Source organism: Pseudoalteromonas sp. SCSIO 43088, from assembly GCF_023650795.1.
GTDB classification, from domain to species: Bacteria; Pseudomonadota; Gammaproteobacteria; order Enterobacterales; family Alteromonadaceae; genus Pseudoalteromonas; species Pseudoalteromonas shioyasakiensis.
This window is the reverse complement of record NZ_CP072675.1, coordinates 3,145,160-3,165,880: the sequence shown is the minus strand read 5'-3', so window position 1 is coordinate 3,165,880 and position 20,721 is coordinate 3,145,160. Positions and strand designations below refer to the sequence as shown.

General features: G+C 42.0%; 16 protein-coding genes. 11 read left to right on the top strand and 5 right to left on the bottom strand.

Annotated features, from left to right (window positions below; all coding sequences use genetic code 11):
• Positions 1-31: 31 nt before the first annotated feature.
• Complete coding sequence (gene mltF, locus J8Z28_RS14595) at positions 32-1,501, bottom strand: membrane-bound lytic murein transglycosylase MltF (RefSeq protein WP_062566442.1); 1,470 nt, start codon at positions 1,499-1,501, stop codon at positions 32-34.
• Between the two features lie 311 nt (positions 1,502-1,812).
• Here mltF and purL point away from each other — a divergent pair, with 311 nt between their 5' ends.
• The 4 genes from purL (at position 1,813) to J8Z28_RS14575 (ending at position 8,820) form a co-directional block, all read left to right on the top strand.
• Positions 1,813-5,697 (top strand): phosphoribosylformylglycinamidine synthase, encoded by a 3,885-nt coding sequence (gene purL, locus J8Z28_RS14590; RefSeq protein ID WP_062566441.1) that lies wholly within the window; start codon positions 1,813-1,815, stop codon positions 5,695-5,697.
• Positions 5,698-5,831: 134 nt separating this feature from the next.
• Complete coding sequence (locus J8Z28_RS14585) at positions 5,832-8,300, top strand: intermembrane phospholipid transport protein YdbH family protein (protein ID WP_130166220.1); 2,469 nt, start codon at positions 5,832-5,834, stop codon at positions 8,298-8,300.
• Positions 8,293-8,475 (top strand): YnbE family lipoprotein, encoded by a 183-nt coding sequence (locus tag J8Z28_RS14580; RefSeq protein ID WP_054551055.1) that lies wholly within the window; start codon positions 8,293-8,295, stop codon positions 8,473-8,475. The genes J8Z28_RS14585 and J8Z28_RS14580 overlap by 8 nt, the downstream gene beginning before the upstream one ends.
• Before the next feature lie 9 nt (positions 8,476-8,484).
• Positions 8,485-8,820 carry a YdbL family probable chaperone protein gene (locus J8Z28_RS14575; RefSeq protein WP_054551056.1) on the top strand — a complete coding sequence of 112 codons (336 nt, stop codon included), beginning with the start codon at positions 8,485-8,487 and terminating at the stop codon, positions 8,818-8,820.
• 75 nt (positions 8,821-8,895) lie between these two features.
• Here J8Z28_RS14575 and J8Z28_RS14570 read toward each other — a convergent pair whose 3' ends face one another.
• Together J8Z28_RS14570 and waaA are read right to left on the bottom strand one after the other, a co-directional pair.
• Complete coding sequence (locus J8Z28_RS14570; RefSeq protein WP_062566595.1) at positions 8,896-9,438, bottom strand: DUF1415 domain-containing protein; 543 nt, start codon at positions 9,436-9,438, stop codon at positions 8,896-8,898.
• A 50-nt stretch (positions 9,439-9,488) separates the two neighbouring features.
• On the bottom strand, positions 9,489-10,748 hold the full coding sequence (gene waaA, locus J8Z28_RS14565) for a lipid IV(A) 3-deoxy-D-manno-octulosonic acid transferase (RefSeq protein WP_062566439.1): 1,260 nt from the start codon (positions 10,746-10,748) through the stop codon (positions 9,489-9,491).
• Positions 10,749-10,936: 188 nt separating this feature from the next.
• On the opposite strand from waaA, the gene J8Z28_RS14560 reads away from it, so the two are divergent.
• Positions 10,937-11,527, top strand: a complete 591-nt coding sequence (locus J8Z28_RS14560) for a D-sedoheptulose-7-phosphate isomerase (protein WP_058585836.1) — start codon at positions 10,937-10,939, stop codon at positions 11,525-11,527.
• On the top strand, positions 11,527-12,966 hold the full coding sequence (gene hldE, locus J8Z28_RS14555; protein WP_062566438.1) for a bifunctional D-glycero-beta-D-manno-heptose-7-phosphate kinase/D-glycero-beta-D-manno-heptose 1-phosphate adenylyltransferase HldE: 1,440 nt from the start codon (positions 11,527-11,529) through the stop codon (positions 12,964-12,966). The genes J8Z28_RS14560 and hldE overlap by 1 nt, the downstream gene beginning before the upstream one ends.
• A gap of 33 nt (positions 12,967-12,999) precedes the next feature.
• On the opposite strand, the gene J8Z28_RS14550 is transcribed toward hldE, so the two are convergent.
• Positions 13,000-14,574: a capsule assembly Wzi family protein gene (locus J8Z28_RS14550; RefSeq protein ID WP_062566437.1), complete on the bottom strand. Its 1,575-nt coding sequence runs from the start codon at positions 14,572-14,574 to the stop codon at positions 13,000-13,002.
• Between the two features lie 212 nt (positions 14,575-14,786).
• Here J8Z28_RS14550 and J8Z28_RS14545 point away from each other — a divergent pair, with 212 nt between their 5' ends.
• Both J8Z28_RS14545 and J8Z28_RS14540 read left to right on the top strand, forming a co-directional pair.
• Positions 14,787-15,800 carry a glycosyltransferase family protein gene (locus J8Z28_RS14545; protein WP_244269410.1) on the top strand — a complete coding sequence of 338 codons (1,014 nt, stop codon included), beginning with the start codon at positions 14,787-14,789 and terminating at the stop codon, positions 15,798-15,800.
• Positions 15,797-16,888 carry a glycosyltransferase gene (locus tag J8Z28_RS14540; RefSeq protein WP_062566435.1) on the top strand — a complete coding sequence of 364 codons (1,092 nt, stop codon included), beginning with the start codon at positions 15,797-15,799 and terminating at the stop codon, positions 16,886-16,888. The genes J8Z28_RS14545 and J8Z28_RS14540 overlap by 4 nt, the downstream gene beginning before the upstream one ends.
• On the opposite strand, the gene J8Z28_RS14535 is transcribed toward J8Z28_RS14540, so the two are convergent.
• Positions 16,889-17,608, bottom strand: coding sequence for a 3-deoxy-D-manno-octulosonic acid kinase (locus J8Z28_RS14535; protein WP_062566434.1), 720 nt, complete (start codon positions 17,606-17,608; stop codon positions 16,889-16,891).
• Between the two features lie 124 nt (positions 17,609-17,732).
• On the opposite strand from J8Z28_RS14535, the gene J8Z28_RS14530 reads away from it, so the two are divergent.
• The 3 genes from J8Z28_RS14530 (at position 17,733) to J8Z28_RS14520 (ending at position 20,688) form a co-directional block, all read left to right on the top strand.
• Entirely contained in the window at positions 17,733-18,791 is a 1,059-nt protein-coding gene (locus tag J8Z28_RS14530; protein ID WP_062566433.1) for a glycosyltransferase family 9 protein, read from the top strand.
• Complete coding sequence (gene gmhB / locus J8Z28_RS14525; RefSeq protein ID WP_062566432.1) at positions 18,791-19,342, top strand: D-glycero-beta-D-manno-heptose 1,7-bisphosphate 7-phosphatase; 552 nt, start codon at positions 18,791-18,793, stop codon at positions 19,340-19,342. The genes J8Z28_RS14530 and gmhB overlap by 1 nt, the downstream gene beginning before the upstream one ends.
• 149 nt (positions 19,343-19,491) lie before the next feature.
• Positions 19,492-20,688 carry a glycine C-acetyltransferase gene (locus J8Z28_RS14520; protein WP_054560964.1) on the top strand — a complete coding sequence of 399 codons (1,197 nt, stop codon included), beginning with the start codon at positions 19,492-19,494 and terminating at the stop codon, positions 20,686-20,688.
• Positions 20,689-20,721 lie beyond the last annotated feature (33 nt).

Below are 20,721 nucleotides of genomic sequence, written 5' to 3'. Positions count from 1 at the left end.
ATGACAAGTAAACAGATTTCGGTGCTTGAAGTTAGTTGTTTTCTAATTCTTGCTGCTCCGAGTTGGTTTGTTGCGTGTTGTCATTTGGCTTTGGTTCGCTCGCTTGCGCTTCAGGTTGAGCTTCTTCAGTGCTTTGTTCTTCTTCGCTTGGGTTAGCAATCGCATCATTTTCATCAAGCCAAACCAGTGCGTCGTAATAGCGACGGATATTATCAACGTACTTTACTGCAACATCGCCACGGGCATAACCATATTTGGTTTTTCGATAGTAACGCTTTTTAATTAAAAGCGGTAAGCGCTTTTTAACATCAGCCCACTTATCGGGGCTTGCACCTTCTTGCTCGGTAATAATACGTGCGTCGTTGACGTGTCCCCAGCCAACATTGTAAGAGGCTAAGGCAAACCAGGTTCTGTCGGGCTGCGGAATGCGTTCAGGGATCCAAGAAATCACTTTGGCAAGATACTGCGCACCGCCTTTAATATTTTGCTCAGGCTCTAGTCGATTTGTTACGCCGACCTGTTTTGCTGTTGCTTGGGTTAGCATCATTATGCCACGTACACCGGTTGGTGACTTAGCCCTTGGGTTCCACATTGATTCTTGATAACTCAAAGCTGCCAGTAATCGCCAGTCTATGTTACCTGCGTATTGCTCAAACCAAGGTTGGTATTTAGGTAAGGTGTCTTTTATTGCTTCGATATAAGCAAGGGTATTCACATAGTTAAACTGACGAACATGGCCGAAGTATTTTTCTTCTAACACATAAAGCTGGTTGCTTTTCTTAACGTCGCCAAAAAATGGCACCATCAAGGCATATAAAGAGTCGTCACCATCTTTTCTTAGTAACCAAGCGATAGGGTCGTTACGGGTAACCGAAAAGCCGATACTCAAATTTGGGTGATAGCGGCGAAACAGCGATAAGGTGTGTGAATCTGCTAGGGTGTAATCAATTTCACCGTCTATAACTGCTTGCAGAAGCTCTTCTTCATCCATATCTTCTGTTTCGTTCCAGCTAAGTTCAGGATGCAGTTGTTTTAATTGTTGTAGTGCTAACGAGTGGCTGCTTTTGGCTAAAACAGTGAGATTACCGGTTAAATCCTCAAACTCTCGAGGGCGAGTACGGCCTTGTTTGTAAACTAATTTTTGGCTAATTGTGCGATAGGTTGGGCCAAATCGATAATGCTCTGCCCGAATCGTATTATAGGTAAGACCTGAAGCTATAATATCTAAATCGCCACTTTCTAAGCGTGCAAACATATCGGATAGATTAAAAAAAGGCACCATCTCGAGCTCTACACCAACATAGTCAGCAAACTCTTGGGCAAGCTCATATTCAAAGCCTTGCACACCTTGTGGAGCCTGATAGTAGTTACTCGCGCCAGCTAATGTGCCTACTCTAATTTTGTTCTGTGCCTTGATATGAGCAAGTTGCGACGGTTGCTGTTGCATATCACACGCACATAACATGAGCACTAAACTAAAAATAGCGAGTAACTTTTGCATAGATTATAAATGCCCCTTAAACCATTACCTTAGTGTTATAACAAAACTTCTAAGCCACGTCACTTGGCGAATAGTTTTAGTTATCTATTTAAAAATTAATAACTATAACAAGGCAGCTGGTAGATAAGTCATACAGAACAAGTACCTGCAGAGAAATAAAGACGACTAAGATAGTTAATTGTTGCAACCATAAAAGCGGTTATGAAGATTATTTAAATAAAAGCGTAATTTTGAGTTAAATCTAGACGTTATTTGCACTATAATATGCGCCTAAAATATCGTTCAATCCCTAACCCCGGATGAAAATACCTATGTTGATCCTTCGTGGTGCACCAGCACTTTCCGATTTTAGAGTTCAGAAAATTTTAGCGCGTTGCCAACAGGCACAACTTCCAGTCACTGACGTTTATGCTGAGTTCATGCATTTTGCTGATCTTACAGCCGAGCTTTCAGCTGATGAGCAAACCAAGCTGGAAAAACTGCTTACTTATGGTCCAACAATTGCCGAGCATACCCCTGCTGGCACGTTAATTCTTGTAACGCCGCGTCCAGGTACTATCTCGCCTTGGGCATCAAAAGCAACTGACATCGCACATAACTGTGGCTTAAGCCAAGTTCACCGTGTTGAGCGTGGTATTGCATACTACGTAGAAGGTAATTTATCAGCTCAGCAAACAGCTGAAGTTGCAGCGTTATTACATGACCGTATGACTGAAGCAACGCACGCGGATATGGCTGATGCAGCTAAATTATTCCGTCATGATGAACCGCGTCCAATGTCATCAGTTGACATTTTAGGTGGTGGCCGTGAAGCGCTTGCTAAAGCAAACGTTGAGCAAGGTTTTGCGCTTGCAGATGACGAAATTGATTACTTGGTAGAAAACTTCCAAAAGTTAGGGCGTAACCCGAACGACATCGAATTATTCATGTTCGCGCAAGCAAACTCTGAGCATTGTCGTCACAAAATCTTTAACGCCGATTGGACAATTGATGGCATCGAACAGCCAAAATCATTGTTCAAAATGATCAAAAACACTTACGAGCAAAACCCTGAAAACGTGTTATCTGCATATAAAGATAACGCTGCGGTAATGAAGGGTTCTGTAGCGGGTCGTTTCTTCCCGAATAGTGAAGGCGAGTACGCATACCATCAAGAGAACATCGAAATCTTGATGAAAGTTGAAACGCACAACCACCCAACAGCGATTGCGCCATTCTCAGGTGCATCAACAGGTTCTGGTGGTGAAATTCGTGATGAAGGTGCAACAGGCCGCGGCTCTAAACCTAAAGCTGGTTTAGTTGGCTTCACTGTATCTAACCTACGTATTCCTGGCTACGAGCAGCCATGGGAAACAGACTTTGGTAAGCCTGGTCGTATCGTTAATGCACTTGATATCATGACTGAAGGTCCATTAGGTGGCGCGGCATTCAATAACGAATTTGGTCGTCCTAACTTACTTGGTTACTTCCGTACATACGAAGAGAAAGTATCAAGCCATAACGGTGAAGAAGTACGTGGTTACCACAAGCCAATCATGCTTGCAGGTGGTTTAGGTAACATTCGTTCTGAACATGTTCAAAAAGGTGAAATCCCTGTAGGTGCTAAGCTAATTGCACTAGGTGGTCCGGCAATGAACATCGGTCTTGGTGGTGGTGCTGCCTCTAGTATGACATCAGGTCAATCAAACGAAGACTTAGACTTTGCATCTGTTCAGCGTGAAAACCCAGAAATGGAACGCCGTTGTCAGGAAGTTATCGACAAATGTTGGCAGTTAGGTGATGCAAACCCAATCGCTTTCATCCACGATGTGGGTGCAGGTGGTCTTTCAAACGCATTCCCTGAGCTTGTAGACGACGGTGGTCGTGGTGGTAAATTCCAACTTCGTGATATTCCAAACGATGAGCCGGGTATGGCACCACACGAAATTTGGTGTAACGAATCTCAAGAGCGTTACGTATTAGCTGTTGCAGCAGAAGACTTCGCGCGCTTTGAAGCAATCTGTAAACGTGAGCGTGCAGAATACGCTGTTATTGGTGAAGCAACAGAAGAGCGTCACTTAACGGTTGAAGATAGCCACTTTGGTAACAACCCTGTTGATCTACCGCTTGATGTTTTACTTGGTAAAGCACCAAAAATGCACCGCGAAGTTGAGTCTAAAAAAGCACAATCACAACCATTAGACGTTGCAAACATTGATGCTGCAGATGCTGCACAACGTTTATTACGCCTACCAACGATTGCTGAAAAAACATTCTTAATCACCATTGGTGACCGCACGGTAACGGGTTTAGTTGCTCGTGACCAAATGGTAGGTCCTTGGCAGGTGCCAGTAGCAAACTGTGCGGTAACAGCCGCTGCGTTTGATACTTACCACGGTGAAGCAATGTCACTAGGTGAACGTACACCAGCTGCACTGTTAAACTATGGAGCTTCTGCTCGTTTAGCTGTGGCTGAGTCATTAACGAACATCGCGTGTGCTAACATCGGTGGCCTTGAAAATATCAAGCTATCTGCAAACTGGATGGCCGCAGCTGGTCACCCTGGCGAAGATGCAGGTCTTTACGAAGCTGTTAAAGCGGTAGGTGAAGAGCTTTGTCCAGCACTTGGTTTAACAATCCCTGTGGGTAAAGACTCAATGTCGATGAAAACTCAATGGGATGAAAACGGTGAGCAAAAATCGGTTACTGCGCCATTATCACTAATCATCACTGCCTTTGGTCGTGTTGAAGATGTGCGTAAAACAGTAACGCCACAGCTACGCACTGATAAAGGTGAGTCATCACTATTATTAGTTGATTTAGGTGCGGGTCAAAACCGTATGGGTGCATCAAGCCTTGCACAGGTTTATAAGCAATTAGGTGATGTAACACCTGATGTTGATAGCCCTGAGTTATTAAAAGGTTTCTATGAAGCAATGCAAGCGCTTGTTGCTGATAACAAGTTACTTGCCTACCATGACCGTTCAGACGGTGGTTTATTCACAACTGTTGCGGAAATGGCATTTGCTGGTCACACGGGTGTTACTGTTGACCTTGCAGGCCTTACAGGTTCAGACATCGAAGCACTTTATAATGAAGAGCTAGGTGCGGTTATCCAAGTGGCTAATGCTGATTTAGATGCAGTGAAAGCCGTTCTTGCTGATCACGGCTTAGCAGCTATCAGCCATGAAATTGGTGCATTAAACGCTGATGACCGTGTGGTATTCACTCGTGGTGATGATGTGGTACTTAACCACACGCGTACTGAGCTTCGCACTATTTGGGCAGAAACAACTTACCAAATGCAAGCACGTCGCGATAACCCAGAGTGTGCTAAGCAAGAATTTGACGCTAAGTTTGACGCAAAAGACCCAGGTCTAAACGTAAAACTAAGCTTTGACTTAAACGAAGACGTTGCTGCGCCTTACATTGCAACTGGTGCGAAGCCGAAAATGGCGATTCTACGTGAGCAAGGTGTTAACTCTCATTTAGAAATGGCTGCGGCATTTAACCGCGCTGGCTTTGCAGCGGTTGACGTACACATGAGCGACATCCTTGAAGGTCGTTTAACACTTGAGCAATTTAAAGGCTTAGTGGCATGTGGTGGTTTCTCTTACGGTGACGTATTAGGCGCAGGTGAAGGCTGGGCTAAGTCAATCTTATTTAATGAGATGGCGCGTGAGCAGTTCCAAAGCTTCTTCCACCGCGAAGATACATTCAGCCTAGGTGTGTGTAATGGCTGTCAAATGCTTTCAACATTGAAAGAATTGATCCCAGGCACTGAGCACTGGCCACGTTTTGTAACCAACAAGTCAGAGCGCTTTGAAGCTCGCTTTAGCCTTGTAGAAGTGCAAGAAAACCCATCAGTATTCTTTAACGGTATGGCTGGTTCTCGTATGCCTATCGCTGTTTCTCATGGTGAAGGTCATGCTGAATTCGCTAACAGCGATGCAGTTAAAGCTGCGCTTGAGTCAGGCACTGTGGCAGTGAAGTTTGTTGATAACTACGGTAACCCAACAACGCAATACCCAGCTAACCCGAACGGCTCGCCTGAAGGTATCACAGGTATTACCTCTACTGATGGTCGTGCCACGGTTATGATGCCGCACCCAGAGCGTGTATTCCGTACTGTTGCTAACTCATGGCACCCAGATGAGTGGCGTGAAGATAGCCCATGGATGCGTATGTTCCGCAACGCACGTAAAAACGTTGGCTAAAACTTAGCTATATACCTAGCTATACAAGCTAGGTTCATACAAACCGTTTAAACTAAAAAGGCTGCACTATTAAGTGCAGCCTTTTTGTTTATAATGGTGCTAGTAAGTGTAAGTTCAAAGGCAAGGAGAGTTTTTTGAGTTTTAAGCGGGTAAGCGTAGGGTTGCTAGGTATCGTGCTAAGCATGCTGCTGTTGGCGTATCTGTTCAGGCTACCACTGACATCGTGGTACTTAACGCCTATGCTTAGTAAAAATGGCGCTGAGCTTCACTGCATTGATTGGTCATTGACCAGCCAGCTTGATTTAAATATCGAGAAATTATGCTTAACTTATCAAGGGCAGCAAATAGAGTTAGCTGGTATCCTTGCTAACAAGCAACAGGTTAGGGTTTCTCGCGCTAATCTCATCGTTAGCGACCTTGCAAATAAAAAACAACCAGAATCAGCACAGACTGAATTTAAAAAGCTCGCTTTAGTATTACCAGAGCAAAGACCGCTAATAAGCATTGAGCAGCTTGATGTAGTCTCACCATTTACCGATAGCCCTGTTAGGTTGGCAATACAAGAAAAACGCTTAAACCATTTTACGATTTCACGTGATCTTAATGCAGATGTTGAAATATCTAATTATGAAATAAAAGCCAACATCACCCTTGATGAGCAAGTAGCTAGGCGGTTCATAACATTGCCACAAAGCAGCCATTTTGGCACTCAATCGCAGGTTAAGTTTGATGGTATTACGGTTGCAATTGAAAGCACCGTCAATGCAAGTTATCAGCATGCTCTAGCGCAATGCGACCTAGGTTTTACCACCGAAGGGCAACTGAGTGCGAAGTATCAATTAAACCAACAGCATTTATATGCGGATTTATCAGCGTTACAAAATCAACTTAGCGCAAACCAAGCATGTTTAAGCATCATCAAAGACCAACAGCATCAATCATTTGTTGAAGCGCAGTTACCGCTTACTTGGCAGTTACACATTGACAAACCAGTTAGTGTAGAAGCCGAGCAGCTATCAGTCCCAATCGTAAAACTGCTAGCAACTAAAGGGCAAAGTGAAGTGACAGTCAGTAATACTACCTTTTCTTTACAGGATCCGCTCGCATCACTTAATAGCCAAGTTAGCATTGATTTTAACAGTAAAGATATTGATGAGCTTAAGCTAAATGCGCATTTGCATGAAAGTGACGTTAGCGCTGATTTTCAACTGTCACTTGATTCACTCCCTGCATTTTTAGATTTTCAGGCTGACGGTGCTCTGGTTGAGGGTATTGGGGCTAAAGGAAAGCTAAATATCGATGAGTTATTTACTAGCCCTACAGCTAAACTGAATACCAATATCAGTGCTAAAAATGCGCTAATATCAGGTGCACAGTTAGCTGATTTTAGCAGCGCGATTGACGCTGAGTATAATGCCCAGCAGCACCTCGTTGTTAAAGCCAATAGCAAGGTTAAATCATTAAATTATGATGATATTAGCGCAGTAAAAATAAGTAATGAGCTAACCCTTAGTACAGACCTCAGTGTGGGGGAATTATTTGCTGATATTGATGCCAAAACCACTGTCGCTAAATTATCAACAGCAGAGCTTAGCTTAAATAAGTTGTCTGTCGTTACAAATGCCCTCCAAAGCCGCGCCCTGCAGGCAACGCATCATGTGTTTGCAGATGGCTTTGAAGCGCTTGTTAGCCATCATATGTCTAAGGTTGCGCACCCATTTGAATTGGTGATACCTGAGCAGGCAGTAGCCAAGCTTAATCCGATAATTGCTCAGTTTGAGCCCCTTGCAACCATCACTGATGGGGTGGTTTCAGGGATTATTAAAGGTGATGTAAATCTTCAGCAAGCAGAAGGTAGTGTTCACATTAATAAACTCAGTGCGCTTTATAATGACTACCTAGCAAATGATTTTGCCGTGGATTTAGATGGGACGTTTAATTCAGGGCAGCTTAATATTGCAGCGACTAAATTTACACTCAATGAACTGCGCGCAGGTGCTGTGGTCAAAAATATGCAGGGTCAGTTGCAGGTAACGGCTAATCAGCCTTGCGCAGCTGATCTAACCGGTCAGGTTATGGGCGGCAAATTTGTGGTGAATAAATACTGCCCACTGAGTGACAACCAAACCGCGACCGTTAAGTTTGAAAATATTGATGCCAGCAAATTAGTCACCCTTGATGCCGAGTCTGGAATTAGTTTAAGCGGGCGCTTAGCGGGCACCTTACCTGTTGTTATAAGCAAACAGGGCATAGAGGTAAAGCAAGGGCAGCTAGTTAATCAAGGTGATGGTAAATTACTGATCACTAATAATGCGGGTTTTGAAGCTGTAAAAGCGCAGCAACAGGAGCTGAGTACAACGCTGAGTTTACTCGAGAATTTAGATATTAAAAAACTACGCAGCAGTGTTAACCTCAAACCTGATGGTTGGTTACATTTAGGTGTTAATTTAGAAGGTTATAATGAAGCGCAGCAGCAAGCAGTGAACTTTAATTATAACCATGAAGAGAATGTATTTACTTTACTTAGAGCGCTGCGTTTAAGTGATGAAATTACTCAAAAAGTTGAGAAAGAGTATGCAAAAAAAGGAAGCAATGATGGCTAAGTGGTTAGTAATGCTGACGGCAGTAGGCATGCTGAGTGCCTGTACTCACCGTGTTGAGGTGGCAGCAAAAGAGCCGATTACAATCAACTTAAATGTAAAAGTTGACCATGAGATCCGCGTAAAAGTGGATAAAGAACTTGATACCTTATTCAGTGATGACAGCGAATTATTCTAAGGAGCACACATGCGTAAATTACAACTTAAAAAACTAAATGTGATCACCTTGATCAGTGCTGTTTGTTTATCTTTCTCAGCTTGGGCTATCAGCCTTGATGATGCAAAGAGCCAAGGTTTGGTGGGTGAAGACAGCTCAGGCTATTTAGGTTTAGTGGTTAATAACAGCGAAGCAAAAGCGGTCGTTGATGAAATTAATGCAAAGCGTAAAGAGCAATATTTAAAACTTGCGAAAAAGAATAATCTTTCGTTAGCGCAAGTTGAAGCCCTTGCTGCGGCAAAAACTATCGAAAAAACTAAGCCGGGTCACTACATTGAAGTGAACGGTGAGTGGGTAAAAAAATAGCTCACTAAATTTAATAGCTATAAAAAATAAAAAGCCAGCATTGCTGGCTTTTTATCTATTAAACGCCGGTAGGTGTTAGCGCTTATCGATGCAGTTTTGCAGCAGCTGCTGCCAAAAGTCGATGCCTTTGCGCCTTGCTAGTTTAATGTTGTGCTCTGGGATAGATTCGGGTTCATTGTAGCTGTCTAACGCTTCGCTCATGCTGGCTTCACGGATCAAATGCAGTGTTGGGTAAGGTGCACGATTCGTATAGTTTGCAGCATCGCTGTCATCGCTATCAGCAAACACATAGTCAGGATGAAAGTTGGCTATTTGATACTTACCTTCATAGCCTTGCGCAGCTAAAAGCGCATTGGCTAAATCGACTAAATCTAAGAACTCTTCAAAATCCTTAAAGCCTTGCTCAAACATTAACAAAGTGGTTTCGCGCTCTGCTTGTTGGTCTAATGCGCTACATTGCTCAAGCATATCCATTACTGCATCATCAAGAGTAGTAGACTGGCTGATTTGATAATGAATGCAATTGCTTTCAACTTCTTTACGGGCAAATGGACAGAAATTGTATTTTACGATTACGCTTGATACCCATTCGCGCATTTGTATTTCTGGGCGATTCATCGCTTGCTTTGAAGTCACATTATTTCTCTATTCTATTTTACTTTTCTATCTTACTTTTCTAAGTAATGCTCAATTAAATTAACCGTTTTACTGATGGCGCCTTGATTGTTAGCAACGCATTTCGCAGCTTGTTGACCGAGCTTAATCGTCTTTTGTACATCAGTGCTCAAAGCGATAAGTGTGTCAGCAAGGTGATTTTCATCGGTAACGGTTTTAGCTCCCTGAGCACTAATCAGTTCAGGATAAATATGGTCGAAGTTATAGGTATGAGGGCCTGCTAATACGCCAACAGAAAACGCTGCTGACTCTAACGGGTTATGGCCGCCTCGCTCTATTAAACTACCGCCAACATAGCTGATGTTTGCCACACCATATAAGCATTGTAACTCACCTAACGTGTCAGCTAACACAACTTGTTGGTTGTTATAGTTATCTTCACTGCGACGACTAAAGCTCAAATTTGAGCTTTTTAATATCTCCGCGACTTTATCAAATTGCTCTGGGTGACGTGGAGCAATAATCAAAAGTGCGTGGGGTAACGCTTTTAATAGCTTCTCATGAGCAGTTAAAATAAGCTCATGTTCAACAGGATGAGTGGAGCCTGCAACCCAGATAAAGCGCTCGTTGTTATACTGTTTTTTTAGTGCTGCAACTTTATTTAATTGCTCTTCTGTAGGCGTGATATCAAATTTAATTGAGCCAAATACGCGTGCCTTTTCAGGTTTTAAACCAAGTTCAATAAAACGTTTGGCATCATTTTGATTATGACTAGCAAGATCGCTAATAGACTGCATGATCACCTTAGTTAAAGGCATTACCTTTTGGTAGCCTTGCTGTGATTTAGCTGAAAGCCGGGCATTTAAAACAAGTACTTTTGTGCCGGTGTTGCTGCTTTGCGCCATCAGGTTTGGCCAAAGCTCAGTTTCTAAAATACACAGTACCTTTGGCTGGATTCGTTTTAAAAATCGATTGGTAGCGAAGAAAAAATCAATCGGTAAATAACTACAGCTAACCGCATCTTTAAAGTTATTTTTTACTTGCTCGCGACCTGTTGGGGTATTACAGGTTACTAAAATAGTAAGCGCTGGATTTTCTGATTGAACAGCCTTAATAAGCGGGGTTGCCGCTAACACTTCACCAACAGAGGCACAATGAAAAACAACATCGTGGTGCGATAAATTCGAAAAGCCAAAGCGCTCAGCAAAATGCTCACGGTAACCCTTATTCTTTTTGCCACGTAAAACATACAGGTAAAAAACAACCAGTGGGCTTAGTAGGTATAAAAGTAAAGAGTATAAAATGCGCGCCATAATTTTTAATATATAGAGTTTTAGGGTAGTTTAACGCTAATCGAGCTGTTGCCAATAGTTAGTCTACATATAACTGTAATTATCCAGTCGATATTCATAAAAGTACGATAAACTGAACACAAAGAAATAAATCTGTGGAATAATAACATTATTACTCCTGCCAAAGTTTGTTCCAAAGAGGGATATTCATGCCTGAATTAGATTCTGTAGCAGCAAGCTACTTAGAAAGTTTGAACCGCCATCAAATGTTATTTGAAACGATGGATACATATCACCCAGAAGTGATGCAATTACTTGAAGTATGTCACAGCGCTTTACAAGCTGGTGGTAAGGTAATTTGGTTTGGTAATGGCGGTAGTGCGGCTGATGCACAGCATTTAGCTGCTGAGTTTGTCGTACGTTACAAATTGGAACGCGGTCCACTTGCTTCTATCGCATTGACAACAGATACTTCAATTTTAACCGCTCACAGTAACGACTATCATTTTGATACTGTATTTGAGCGCCAAGTGCAGGCGTTATGTAAACCTGAAGATTTGGTGATTGGCTTAACCACCTCAGGCACTAGCCCTAACATCAATCTTGCACTGGCAGCGGCAAATGAAATTGGCGCCTTTACAGTCGCATTAACGGGCCGAGATGGCGGTAAAGTAAAAGATATCGCTAAGCTACCTATTATCATTAAAAATGATGAAACAGCGCGTATCCAAGAGGCGCATATGTTCATCGGACATTGGCTATGCGAAGCCATCGATATGGTTGTAGCGGAGCAAAAGTAATGGATTTAGCGTTACTAAAAAACCTTTCAAAGGCTCGTATTTTAGTCGTTGGTGATGTCATGCTAGATAGATATTGGCATGGCGATTCAGGGCGTATTTCGCCTGAAGCCCCTGTACCTGTTGTTAAAGTCAGTAAATTTGAAGACAAAGCTGGTGGTGCAGCAAACGTAGCAAAAAATATTGCCCGTTTAGATGGTAAAGTGGGCCTACTAGGTTTAGTTGGTGAAGATGAAAGTGGGCAAATCCTCGAAACAATTTTAAGTTCGGAGAAAATTGATTCTCAATTAGTGAGTGTTTGCGATTTACCGACTATTTCTAAAATGCGAGTAATCAGCCGTCATCAGCAAGTTGTTCGATTAGACCTTGAAGAGAGCTTTACTGAGCAACACAGCCAATTGTTATTAAACCGTTTAGAGCTGGTTTTAGATGACTACGATTTTGTGTTGTTTTCTGACTACAACAAAGGTTCTCTGAGCTTAATTCAACAAATGATTCAGGTTGCAAAGAAAGCGGGTAAAACGGTACTTATTGATCCTAAATCATCTGATTTAAGCTTATATCGTGGTGCTGATTACATAACCCCTAACTTAAACGAGTTTAAGCTTGCTGGTGGTTTGACGGACTCTGAGCAAAACTTGACTGACAGCGCACGTAAGCTAATCACTGAAGCAGGCATCGCTGCTATGTTGTTAACTCGCTCAGAGCAGGGTATGTCGTTAATTAGCCAAGCAGAAAAACATGATTTTGCAGCCCAGCAGCTTGAAGTTAGCGATGTTACTGGCGCAGGCGATACCGTAATCGCGACGCTTGCAGTGATGCTTGGTGCGGGAATGGCAGCAAAAGATGCGGTCGAAATTGCCAACCTTGCTGCCGGAATTGCGGTGAGTAAACTGGGTGCCGCAACTGTGTCGCCAGAAGAGTTGAGCCGTAAGCTTGGTCAATATTTACAGCAAACTGGCGAGCATTACCAAACGCCTTTTGAAGATGTGCTTCAGCACATTGAGTTTGCTAAGCAAAATGGTGAAAAAATAGTTTTCACTAATGGTTGTTTTGACATCCTTCACGCAGGCCATGTGCGCTACCTAGCACAGGCAAAAGCACGAGGTGACAGGCTGGTTGTTGGCTTAAATAATGACGAATCAATCTCTCGTTTAAAAGGCCCAGAAAGACCGATTAATCCATTGGATGAACGTGCCATGGTATTAAGTGCGCTAGCGTCAGTTGATTGGGTTATTCCATTTGGCAGCATTGAAGAAAATGACACGCCAGCTAAGCTTATTGAGCAAATTAGCCCTGATGTACTGGTTAAAGGCGGTGATTACACCGTTGACCAAATTGCCGGTGCCGAGCATGTGTTACGCCATGGCGGAAAAGTCGAAGTACTTGAGTTTCTTAATGGTTGCTCAACATCAAACGTAATTAGCAAAATCAAAAGTTAATAAAAAAGCCAACATGTGTTGGCTTTTTTGATTCTAAAAGTTCATTTCATATTTCATAAATGCGGAGGTTTCAGTGTCTGATTCCTCCATTGATTTATTCTTAGCAGCCAGAGCACCGAAAGAGATTCTTCCTTGTAATGCTAACATTCTGTAGCGCAGTTCTAGTTGTGTGCTATCAATGGCATTTTTAGTGATTGTATGCCCTAAATCTGGGTTGCTAGGGTAAAGATCTACATTGTCGTTGTTATAATCAACTTGGCGCAGTTTAACCTGCCAATCGTTGCCATTTCTATGCTGCCCAAGCACTGTGAGTACAAGGGATTCTGTGTCGTTATCAAATGTAGAGCCTATCGTTCTTCCTTGGTAGCGATAACCAGAATTATATTTACCATGCTCGTAATAGCAGTTATTGAAGATTTCAGCACCAGGCACAGATTCATCACCAGAGCATGAAACCACAGTATCAATGTATTCAATGTTTACTTTGATATTTTGCTCTGCAAATGGAATTGTTGTTTCTACACCTGCTAAATACGCTCTGTCTGCGGGTTTAAAGTAGCTACTAGCGTCTTCGCCAATCGTACTTACATAAATAGCGTACGGGTATGAATAGAGAGTATCTGACCAGCGTAAATCAATACCTGCCAGTTGGTTGCCTAATTTTGACTTTTCAGCTTCAGTACAGTCTTGCGAACCATCAGGACAAGTACTTTTACCTGAAACCATATCAAAAAATTCTGAGATAGATTGGGGTTCACCATCCCCGCCCCATTGTGCAGACCAGCTTAGAGCAACTTCAAGTTGCTGAATTGGCCTAAAGTTCACTCGGCTACTCCAAAGTAGCGCATCAGGGACTGCTCGGGTTGATTCAAGCTTAGCCATTTGAGTTGTTAAGCTCCAAGGACCAATCCAGCTCAACCAAGCTGATTCAAAAGCGGTGGCTTTTTCACGACTGATGCTGAAAGCTTGTAAAGGTTTACTATTCGCTGTGAGAATTAGACTGTTGTCAACACCTGGTCCCCAGAATTGTTCAACTGCACCTGCACGAAAGACCCAATTGCCAATTTTATAGGCAAGGTAACTATGGTCAAAAGTAATATCATCACAGTCAGTAAGCGCTTGATGATCTTCAGCTATGTCTGATTGTTCCATGCCCTCTAGATAGCATTTTCGACCATCAGAACGATAATTAACTGCTAGTTTACCAGCTAAACTTTCACCTAAATAACTATAAGCGACGGTCGCTTCTGATTTTTGTGTGTTGGTGGCGCCAAAACTCGTGGCTGGTAATGTATCTGTTGATAGAAAAACTTCAGTATGGAAATTGTGCTGTTCGGTATTTTCGGCTTTATATCTGTGTTGTACTCGAAGTAAAGCATCTTGAACAAAACTAGGTAATTGCTCTAGTGTGGTGTCATTTAATTCATCAATAAAGCTATTCCACATTAGCGGGTATGTAGTTACAGGAGCTTTAATCACTCCTGTATCCGCTAATAATTGAATGTCGGCTCGTAAGCCATAGTCGTCTGGTTTAACCCAAGGTTCAGCAGCTAGAGGTAGACTAAATGCGCTAGCAAGAGCGAGTAATAAAAGTGTTTTTTTAGGCAATGCTTAATTCTCGGTTTGTTTTTTGGGACTAGAAGTCTACCAACCCTACATGATGATTGCAGTAAATAATTCACAACGAGCAATTCGTCTAGGTATCGTAAAAGGAACTCAATTTGATGTATAATCTGGCAAATTTTATAATTTAAAGTGTAATGGAAAAAAAACGCCTTTTATTTATCCCCGTGTCATCATCTGAAGGAATAGGTGAATACATGCGTTCGTTATCATTTGCTCATTATTTAGATGAGAGTTTTCCCGATCGTTTAGACATCCACTTTTTATTAAATAAACATACAAATTACGCCCTTGATTGCCCATTTGATACAACACTGATAGAGCAATCAGCGACAAAAGAAACGCGTAAAGTTAATCAGTTAATTGAAACATTTAAGCCTAACTTGGTTGTTTTTGATTGTGCAGGTAGAGCAGCCCAAATGAAAACAGCAAAGCGTGCAGGGGCTAAAGTGGTGTTTATTTCACAGCATAATAAAAAAAGAGCGAAAGGCTTAAAGCTAAATCGTTTAAATTTAATAGATAAACATTGGGTTGCACAACCTGACTATTGTATTGAAAAAATAAGCTTCAGTGAGCGATTAAAGCTTAAGCTCTTCCCTTTGTCACCTCCGGTAAATGTGGGTCCTTTCTTCTCTCAGTCATCAAGTACCGAAACGTATCAATTGTTAGCTCAGTTAAATCTTACGAATGAAGGTTATTTTTTAGTAAATGCTGGGTCAGGTGGGCACGGTGAAAAAAACCAGTTATTTGCTGATATTTTTTATCAAGCAGCGAAGAAAATAGCTGCTGAAACAGGCTTGAAAGGTATCGTTGTTTTTGGTTCTAACTACCCAAACGATCTACCTAAAGATGATACCCTGATCATTTTAAAAAGTTTACATGCAAGTGAATTTGTTGGTGTATTAGCACATGCTAAATTTGCAGTGTTATCAGCAGGGGACAGTTTATTACAAGCTATTTCACTCAAAGTCCCCACTGTTGCTGCAGCAATTTCCAAGGACCAACCGAAACGTTTGCAAAACTGTGTTGAAAGTAACTTAACTTTAGCCGCAGACCCAACGTTAGACAGTTTAAGTGACGCTGTTAAACGATTACTGGAACCTACAACTTATCAAGCAACTAAAAACGTTTTGGCGAAAATAAAACCGCATAATGCCAAGAAAGAAATGCTGCAAGGCGTGTCTGAGTTATTGTTTGGGGTTTCTAAATGAAGGTTGCCATAGTTATTGATTCTTTGGTTGGCGGTGGGGCTGAGAAAGTCATGCTGACGCTGGCTGGCGAGCTTTTGGCTCAACAACATGAAGTTGTCATTCTTAGTTTAGCGAATTCGATTGAATATACCTTACCATCACAACTAAATGTTGAATGTTTGTTTGACCATAAAGCAAAAAAAGTTGATAGGTTCTGGCAACTAAAAAAAAGCGTAAAACGTATCGAAAATTGGTTTGCACAATACCAATCTAAAAACGGGGAATTTGATCTCGTTTTATCAAATTTAGATCGCAGTAATAATTTGTTAATTTGCAGTACTGTTAAACATGTTTTCTATGTCATTCATAACTCAATTACGGCTGAGTTAAATAGACAAAAGAAACTTGGACCATTTGCTTATCAATATTTACTGAAAAGTAAAAAGCGCTTGTCAGGACAAAACTTAATTTGTGTTTCTGAAGGTATTGAAAGTGAAATTAAGCAGCAAAAGTTGATTGCTCCCCGCACTATCACAACAATTTTTAACCCGTTTAATGTTCAAAGCATAGTCAAAAAAGCGAGTGAAGCTGAGTTAGGATTACCACGTGAGCCCTATATTATTCACGTAGGTCGTTTAGCCAAACAAAAAAGACATGATGTTTTATTTTCAGCATTTGCTAATTTAAATACATCCCATAAGCTTGTTTTATTATGTAATAAAGTTAATAAAGCTGCCAAACTCGGTCGCCAGCATGGTATTGAAGATAGGCTTATTTTGCCAGGCTTTCAGCAAAACCCATATGCTTGGATTAAAGGCGCTGATGCTTTGGTACTGAGTTCAGATTATGAAGGATTACCCACTGTTCTCATTGAGGCGCTCATACTGGGTACGCCAGTTGTAAGCACCGATTGTACTCATGGACCAAAAGAAATCTTAACGGGTAGTTTAGCCAAGTATTTAGTTCCTACAAATAACCCTGAGGCTTTAACTCAAGCTATTGAGTCTGTGTTAAACGATAAGCCAGAGGTTGTTGATGCAGAAATACTATCAAAAATATCAGCAACACAAGTTGCAGAAAACTATTTAGCATTGGCCCAAAATCGATAATTAGTTCAGCAATGCTTGGTAGTCACACACCAGTGACTGCCAATCACTTTGTTGCCAATGCATCACTTCATTACGGCCTTGCTCTTTTGCAAACGAACGGGCAAGGCGCTTGATGTTTTCTGTTTGCCAGCTAGCATGTGGCTGTTTGATTTCACCGCGGTCAAAGTCGATGATAAACACCTTACCTGTGTCATCGAACAGTATGTTATTGATGTTTAAATCTGCGTGATAGACGCCGTGATTGTGAAACTCGCTGAGAGTCACTGCTATCGCTTTTAGCTCAGACTGGCTAAGTGGGCGCGTGATTAAAATATCTAGCACGCTTTTTGCGCCTGTTACTGCCTCGGTAATGATATCGCCGCGATAGATTAAGCCACGGGTGGTCACTTTTGCTGCAATGGGTGTAGGCACATTTAGGCCAAGCTCAATTAAGCGCATCATCAGTGTAAACTCTTTATAGACACGAGTTTGCTTTAAACCAAAATATAAGTACTGATCGCTCAGCAACTTACCTATTAAACCACCACGCCAATAGTGGCGAAGAACGCCTGTAAGCTGTTGATGTTTAAAAAACCACGCTGTTGCGCGACCTTTTTTTGCTCCAACGATTTTATCTTGTTGTTGCCAATAATTGGCATCGAACCACTGTTGCGTGAGCTCATCTTTATAAGCTGGGTGACACAAAAGGGTGGTGTTCTGCAGATGCTGAGTTTCAAACATAACAACTTCAAGATTAAATAAAATTAGCGCTATCTTACCGTATTTTTAGCTTTTCGCATAAGTGCTTGCATTAGCATCAAGTTAATTTAAGATCGCATATTATTTGCTGTAGCTAAGGGCGCACGTGACTCAATCAACCTCCTATTCAGATATTTGTATTTTAAGGCTTTCGGCTATTGGTGATGTATGTCATGCCGTATCAGCAGTGCAAGCAATTCAAAAGGCACATCCGAAGGCAAAAATTACTTGGGTGATTGGTAAAGTTGAGGCCATGTTACTGGCCGATTTACCAGGTGTTGAGTTTGTTGTATTCGATAAAAAACAAGGCAAACAGGCTTATCAGCAACTAAAAGATACGTTCAAAGGGCGTAAATTTGATGTGCTATTACATATGCAAGTCGCACTCAGAGCGAATCTAGCAGCCCGTTGTATTCCGGCAAAAGTCAAAGTGGGGTTTGATTGGGCGCGCTCAAAAGAGTTACATAGCTTGTTTATTAATAAGCGTATTGCCCCGCAATCAGAGGCGCATGTATTAGAGGGCTTTAAAGGTTTTGCTCAAGCAATTGGGACGCCTGATTACAAACCTCAATGGAAAATGCCAATTACCGAACAGCACCAACAAGCAGCCGATGCGCTATTAGGTGAAGAACGTTTAGCCGGGCGTATTTTTGTTATCTCGCCTGCGGCAAGTAAAAAAGAGCGTAATTGGTTACCTGAGCGTTATGCTGCACTTGCTGAACATGCTCATCAACAAGGCTTTTCGGTGGTTATTACTGGTGGCCCAACCCCTTTAGAAATTGAACTTGCCGAGCAAATTATCGCGCAGAGTTCGGCACCTGTGCTTAACTTAGTAGGGAAAACCCAACTAAAAGAACTGTTATGTGCTTTGAAACGTGCGGCGTTAGTGCTAGCTCCTGATACTGGGCCTGCACACATGGCTGTAACGGTAGGAACGCCTGTTATTGGTTTGTATGCCCACTCAAACCCAAAACGCACAGGGCCTTATTTATATCAAGATTATGTTGTTGAGGTTTATCACCAAAATTTACGTGAGCAAACAGGCAAAACAGCGCAAGAGCTACCTTGGGGAACACGCGTTAAAGGGGCTGATTTAATGGCGCAAATCAGTGTTGAAAAGGTGATTTCGATGTTTGACCACGTGGTAGATAAAGAGCAATTGTAATGAGCAAAGTTTTATTTTTAGACCGTGATGGTGTGGTCAATATTGATCATGGCTATGTATACAAACCAGAAGAGTTTGAATTTGTACCCGGTGTATTTGAGGCGTGCAAAGCCTTCGCTGATGCGGGCTATCAAATTGTGGTAGTAACTAATCAGTCAGGTATTGGCCGGGGTTATTATGCAGAGCAAGATTTTTATAACCTCACTGAGTGGATGAAGGGCGAATTTTTACGCCATGGCGTTACTATTCTTGATGTCTATTTCTGTCCGCATCATCCAAGCAAAGCTGAGCCTGCCTATTTGCAAGAGTGTATTTGTCGCAAGCCTGCCCCAGGTATGCTTTTACAAGCCATTGATGAGCATCAAATCGATCCATCTCAAAGTATTATGGTTGGTGATAAGCTTGGCGACCTTATTGCCGCTGAGAGAGCCAATATCGCTACCCGCGTTTTAGTTCGTTCAGGGCAAAGTTATGCCGAGTCAACTGAACAACACGCCGATGTAGTCTGTGAGTCTTTAGCTGAGTTACCTGCTTTAATTTTACAGTCTTAGCAGGTAAGACCAGTTTTATTTCGCAAGCCTTAAGGCCTGCGACGAACTGCAAACAGTGCAATTGTTCGTCTAAGCTTTTACAATAGGCGCAAAATTTAATGTCATGCTAATCATTTCTGGTTAGATACAAGAATATGTGGAGATTACAGATGAGAGCATCTGCGTTTTTTAATCAGTTGCAGCAGCAAATTGATGAAGTGAAAGCTGAAGGCTTATACAAAAGCGAGCGTGTTATCACGTCACAGCAACAGGCTCAAATTGAAGTTGCCTCTGGTGATAAGGTCATTAACTTTTGTGCTAATAACTACCTTGGCTTAGCAAATAGCCCAGAGTTAATTAAAGCAGCTCAACAAGGCCTTGACGATCATGGTTTTGGTGTTGCGTCTGTACGCTTTATTTGTGGTACTCAAGATATTCATAAAACTTTAGAGCAAAAGATCTCTGAGTTCTTAGAAACCGAAGACACTATTCTTTACTCATCATGTTTTGATGCCAACGCAGGTTTATTCGAAACAATCTTAGGCCCAGATGATGCAATCATCTCTGACGCGCTAAACCACGCTTCGATCATTGACGGTGTGCGTCTTTGTAAAGCAAAGCGTTTCCGCTATGCAAATAACGACATGAGCGACCTTGAAAAACAACTTATTGCTGCTGATGAAGCGGGTGCTAAAACTAAGCTAATCGCCACTGACGGTGTTTTCTCAATGGACGGCGTAATTTGTAATCTAGAAGCGGTTTGTGACCTAGCTGATAAATATGATGCATTAGTGATGGTTGATGACTCTCACGCGGTTGGTTTTGTTGGTGAAAATGGTAAAGGTACGCCAGAGTACTGCGGTGTACTAGACCGTGTTGATATCATCACAGGTACCCTTGGTAAAGCACTTGGTGGCGCATCAGGTGGTTACACTTCAGGTAAAAAAGAAATTGTTGAGTGGTTACGCCAACGCTCTCGTCCATACCTTTTCTCAAACTCACTTGCACCATCAATTGTTACTGCATCAATTAAAGTACTTGAGATGCTAAGCAATGGCGGCGAATTACGCGCTAAGCTTTGGGATAACGCAAAGTATTTCCGTGAACAAATGGAAGCAGCAGGATTTACCTGTGCAGGTAAAGACCACGCTATTATCCCTGTCATGTTAGGCGATGCTAAAGTTGCCTCAGCCATGGCTGACAAATTACTTGCTGAAGGTATTTACGTAACAGGTTTCTCATTCCCTGTAGTACCAAAAGGCCAAGCACGTATTCGTACGCAAATTTCTGCGGCGCATACAAAAGAGCAATTAGATACCGCTATTGCTGCCTTTACCCGTATTGGTAAAGAAATGGGTGTTATCTAATTTTATTTCCTAAACCGAAGCTTTTGCTTCGGT

Coding starts and splice junctions, on each gene's coding strand:
- gmhB (WP_062566432.1), top strand. CDS start 18,791: ATGAGCAAAGTTTTATTTTTAGACCGTGATGGTGTGGTCAATATTGAT.
- J8Z28_RS14580 (WP_054551055.1), top strand. CDS start 8,293: ATGGCTAAGTGGTTAGTAATGCTGACGGCAGTAGGCATGCTGAGTGCC.
- J8Z28_RS14560 (WP_058585836.1), top strand. CDS start 10,937: ATGCCTGAATTAGATTCTGTAGCAGCAAGCTACTTAGAAAGTTTGAAC.
- J8Z28_RS14540 (WP_062566435.1), top strand. CDS start 15,797: ATGAAGGTTGCCATAGTTATTGATTCTTTGGTTGGCGGTGGGGCTGAG.
- waaA (WP_062566439.1), bottom strand. CDS start 10,748: ATGGCGCGCATTTTATACTCTTTACTTTTATACCTACTAAGCCCACTG.
- J8Z28_RS14545 (WP_244269410.1), top strand. CDS start 14,787: ATGCGTTCGTTATCATTTGCTCATTATTTAGATGAGAGTTTTCCCGAT.
- J8Z28_RS14520 (WP_054560964.1), top strand. CDS start 19,492: ATGAGAGCATCTGCGTTTTTTAATCAGTTGCAGCAGCAAATTGATGAA.
- mltF (WP_062566442.1), bottom strand. CDS start 1,501: ATGCAAAAGTTACTCGCTATTTTTAGTTTAGTGCTCATGTTATGTGCG.
- purL (WP_062566441.1), top strand. CDS start 1,813: ATGTTGATCCTTCGTGGTGCACCAGCACTTTCCGATTTTAGAGTTCAG.
- hldE (WP_062566438.1), top strand. CDS start 11,527: ATGGATTTAGCGTTACTAAAAAACCTTTCAAAGGCTCGTATTTTAGTC.
- J8Z28_RS14575 (WP_054551056.1), top strand. CDS start 8,485: ATGCGTAAATTACAACTTAAAAAACTAAATGTGATCACCTTGATCAGT.
- J8Z28_RS14535 (WP_062566434.1), bottom strand. CDS start 17,608: ATGTTTGAAACTCAGCATCTGCAGAACACCACCCTTTTGTGTCACCCA.
- J8Z28_RS14570 (WP_062566595.1), bottom strand. CDS start 9,438: ATGAATCGCCCAGAAATACAAATGCGCGAATGGGTATCAAGCGTAATC.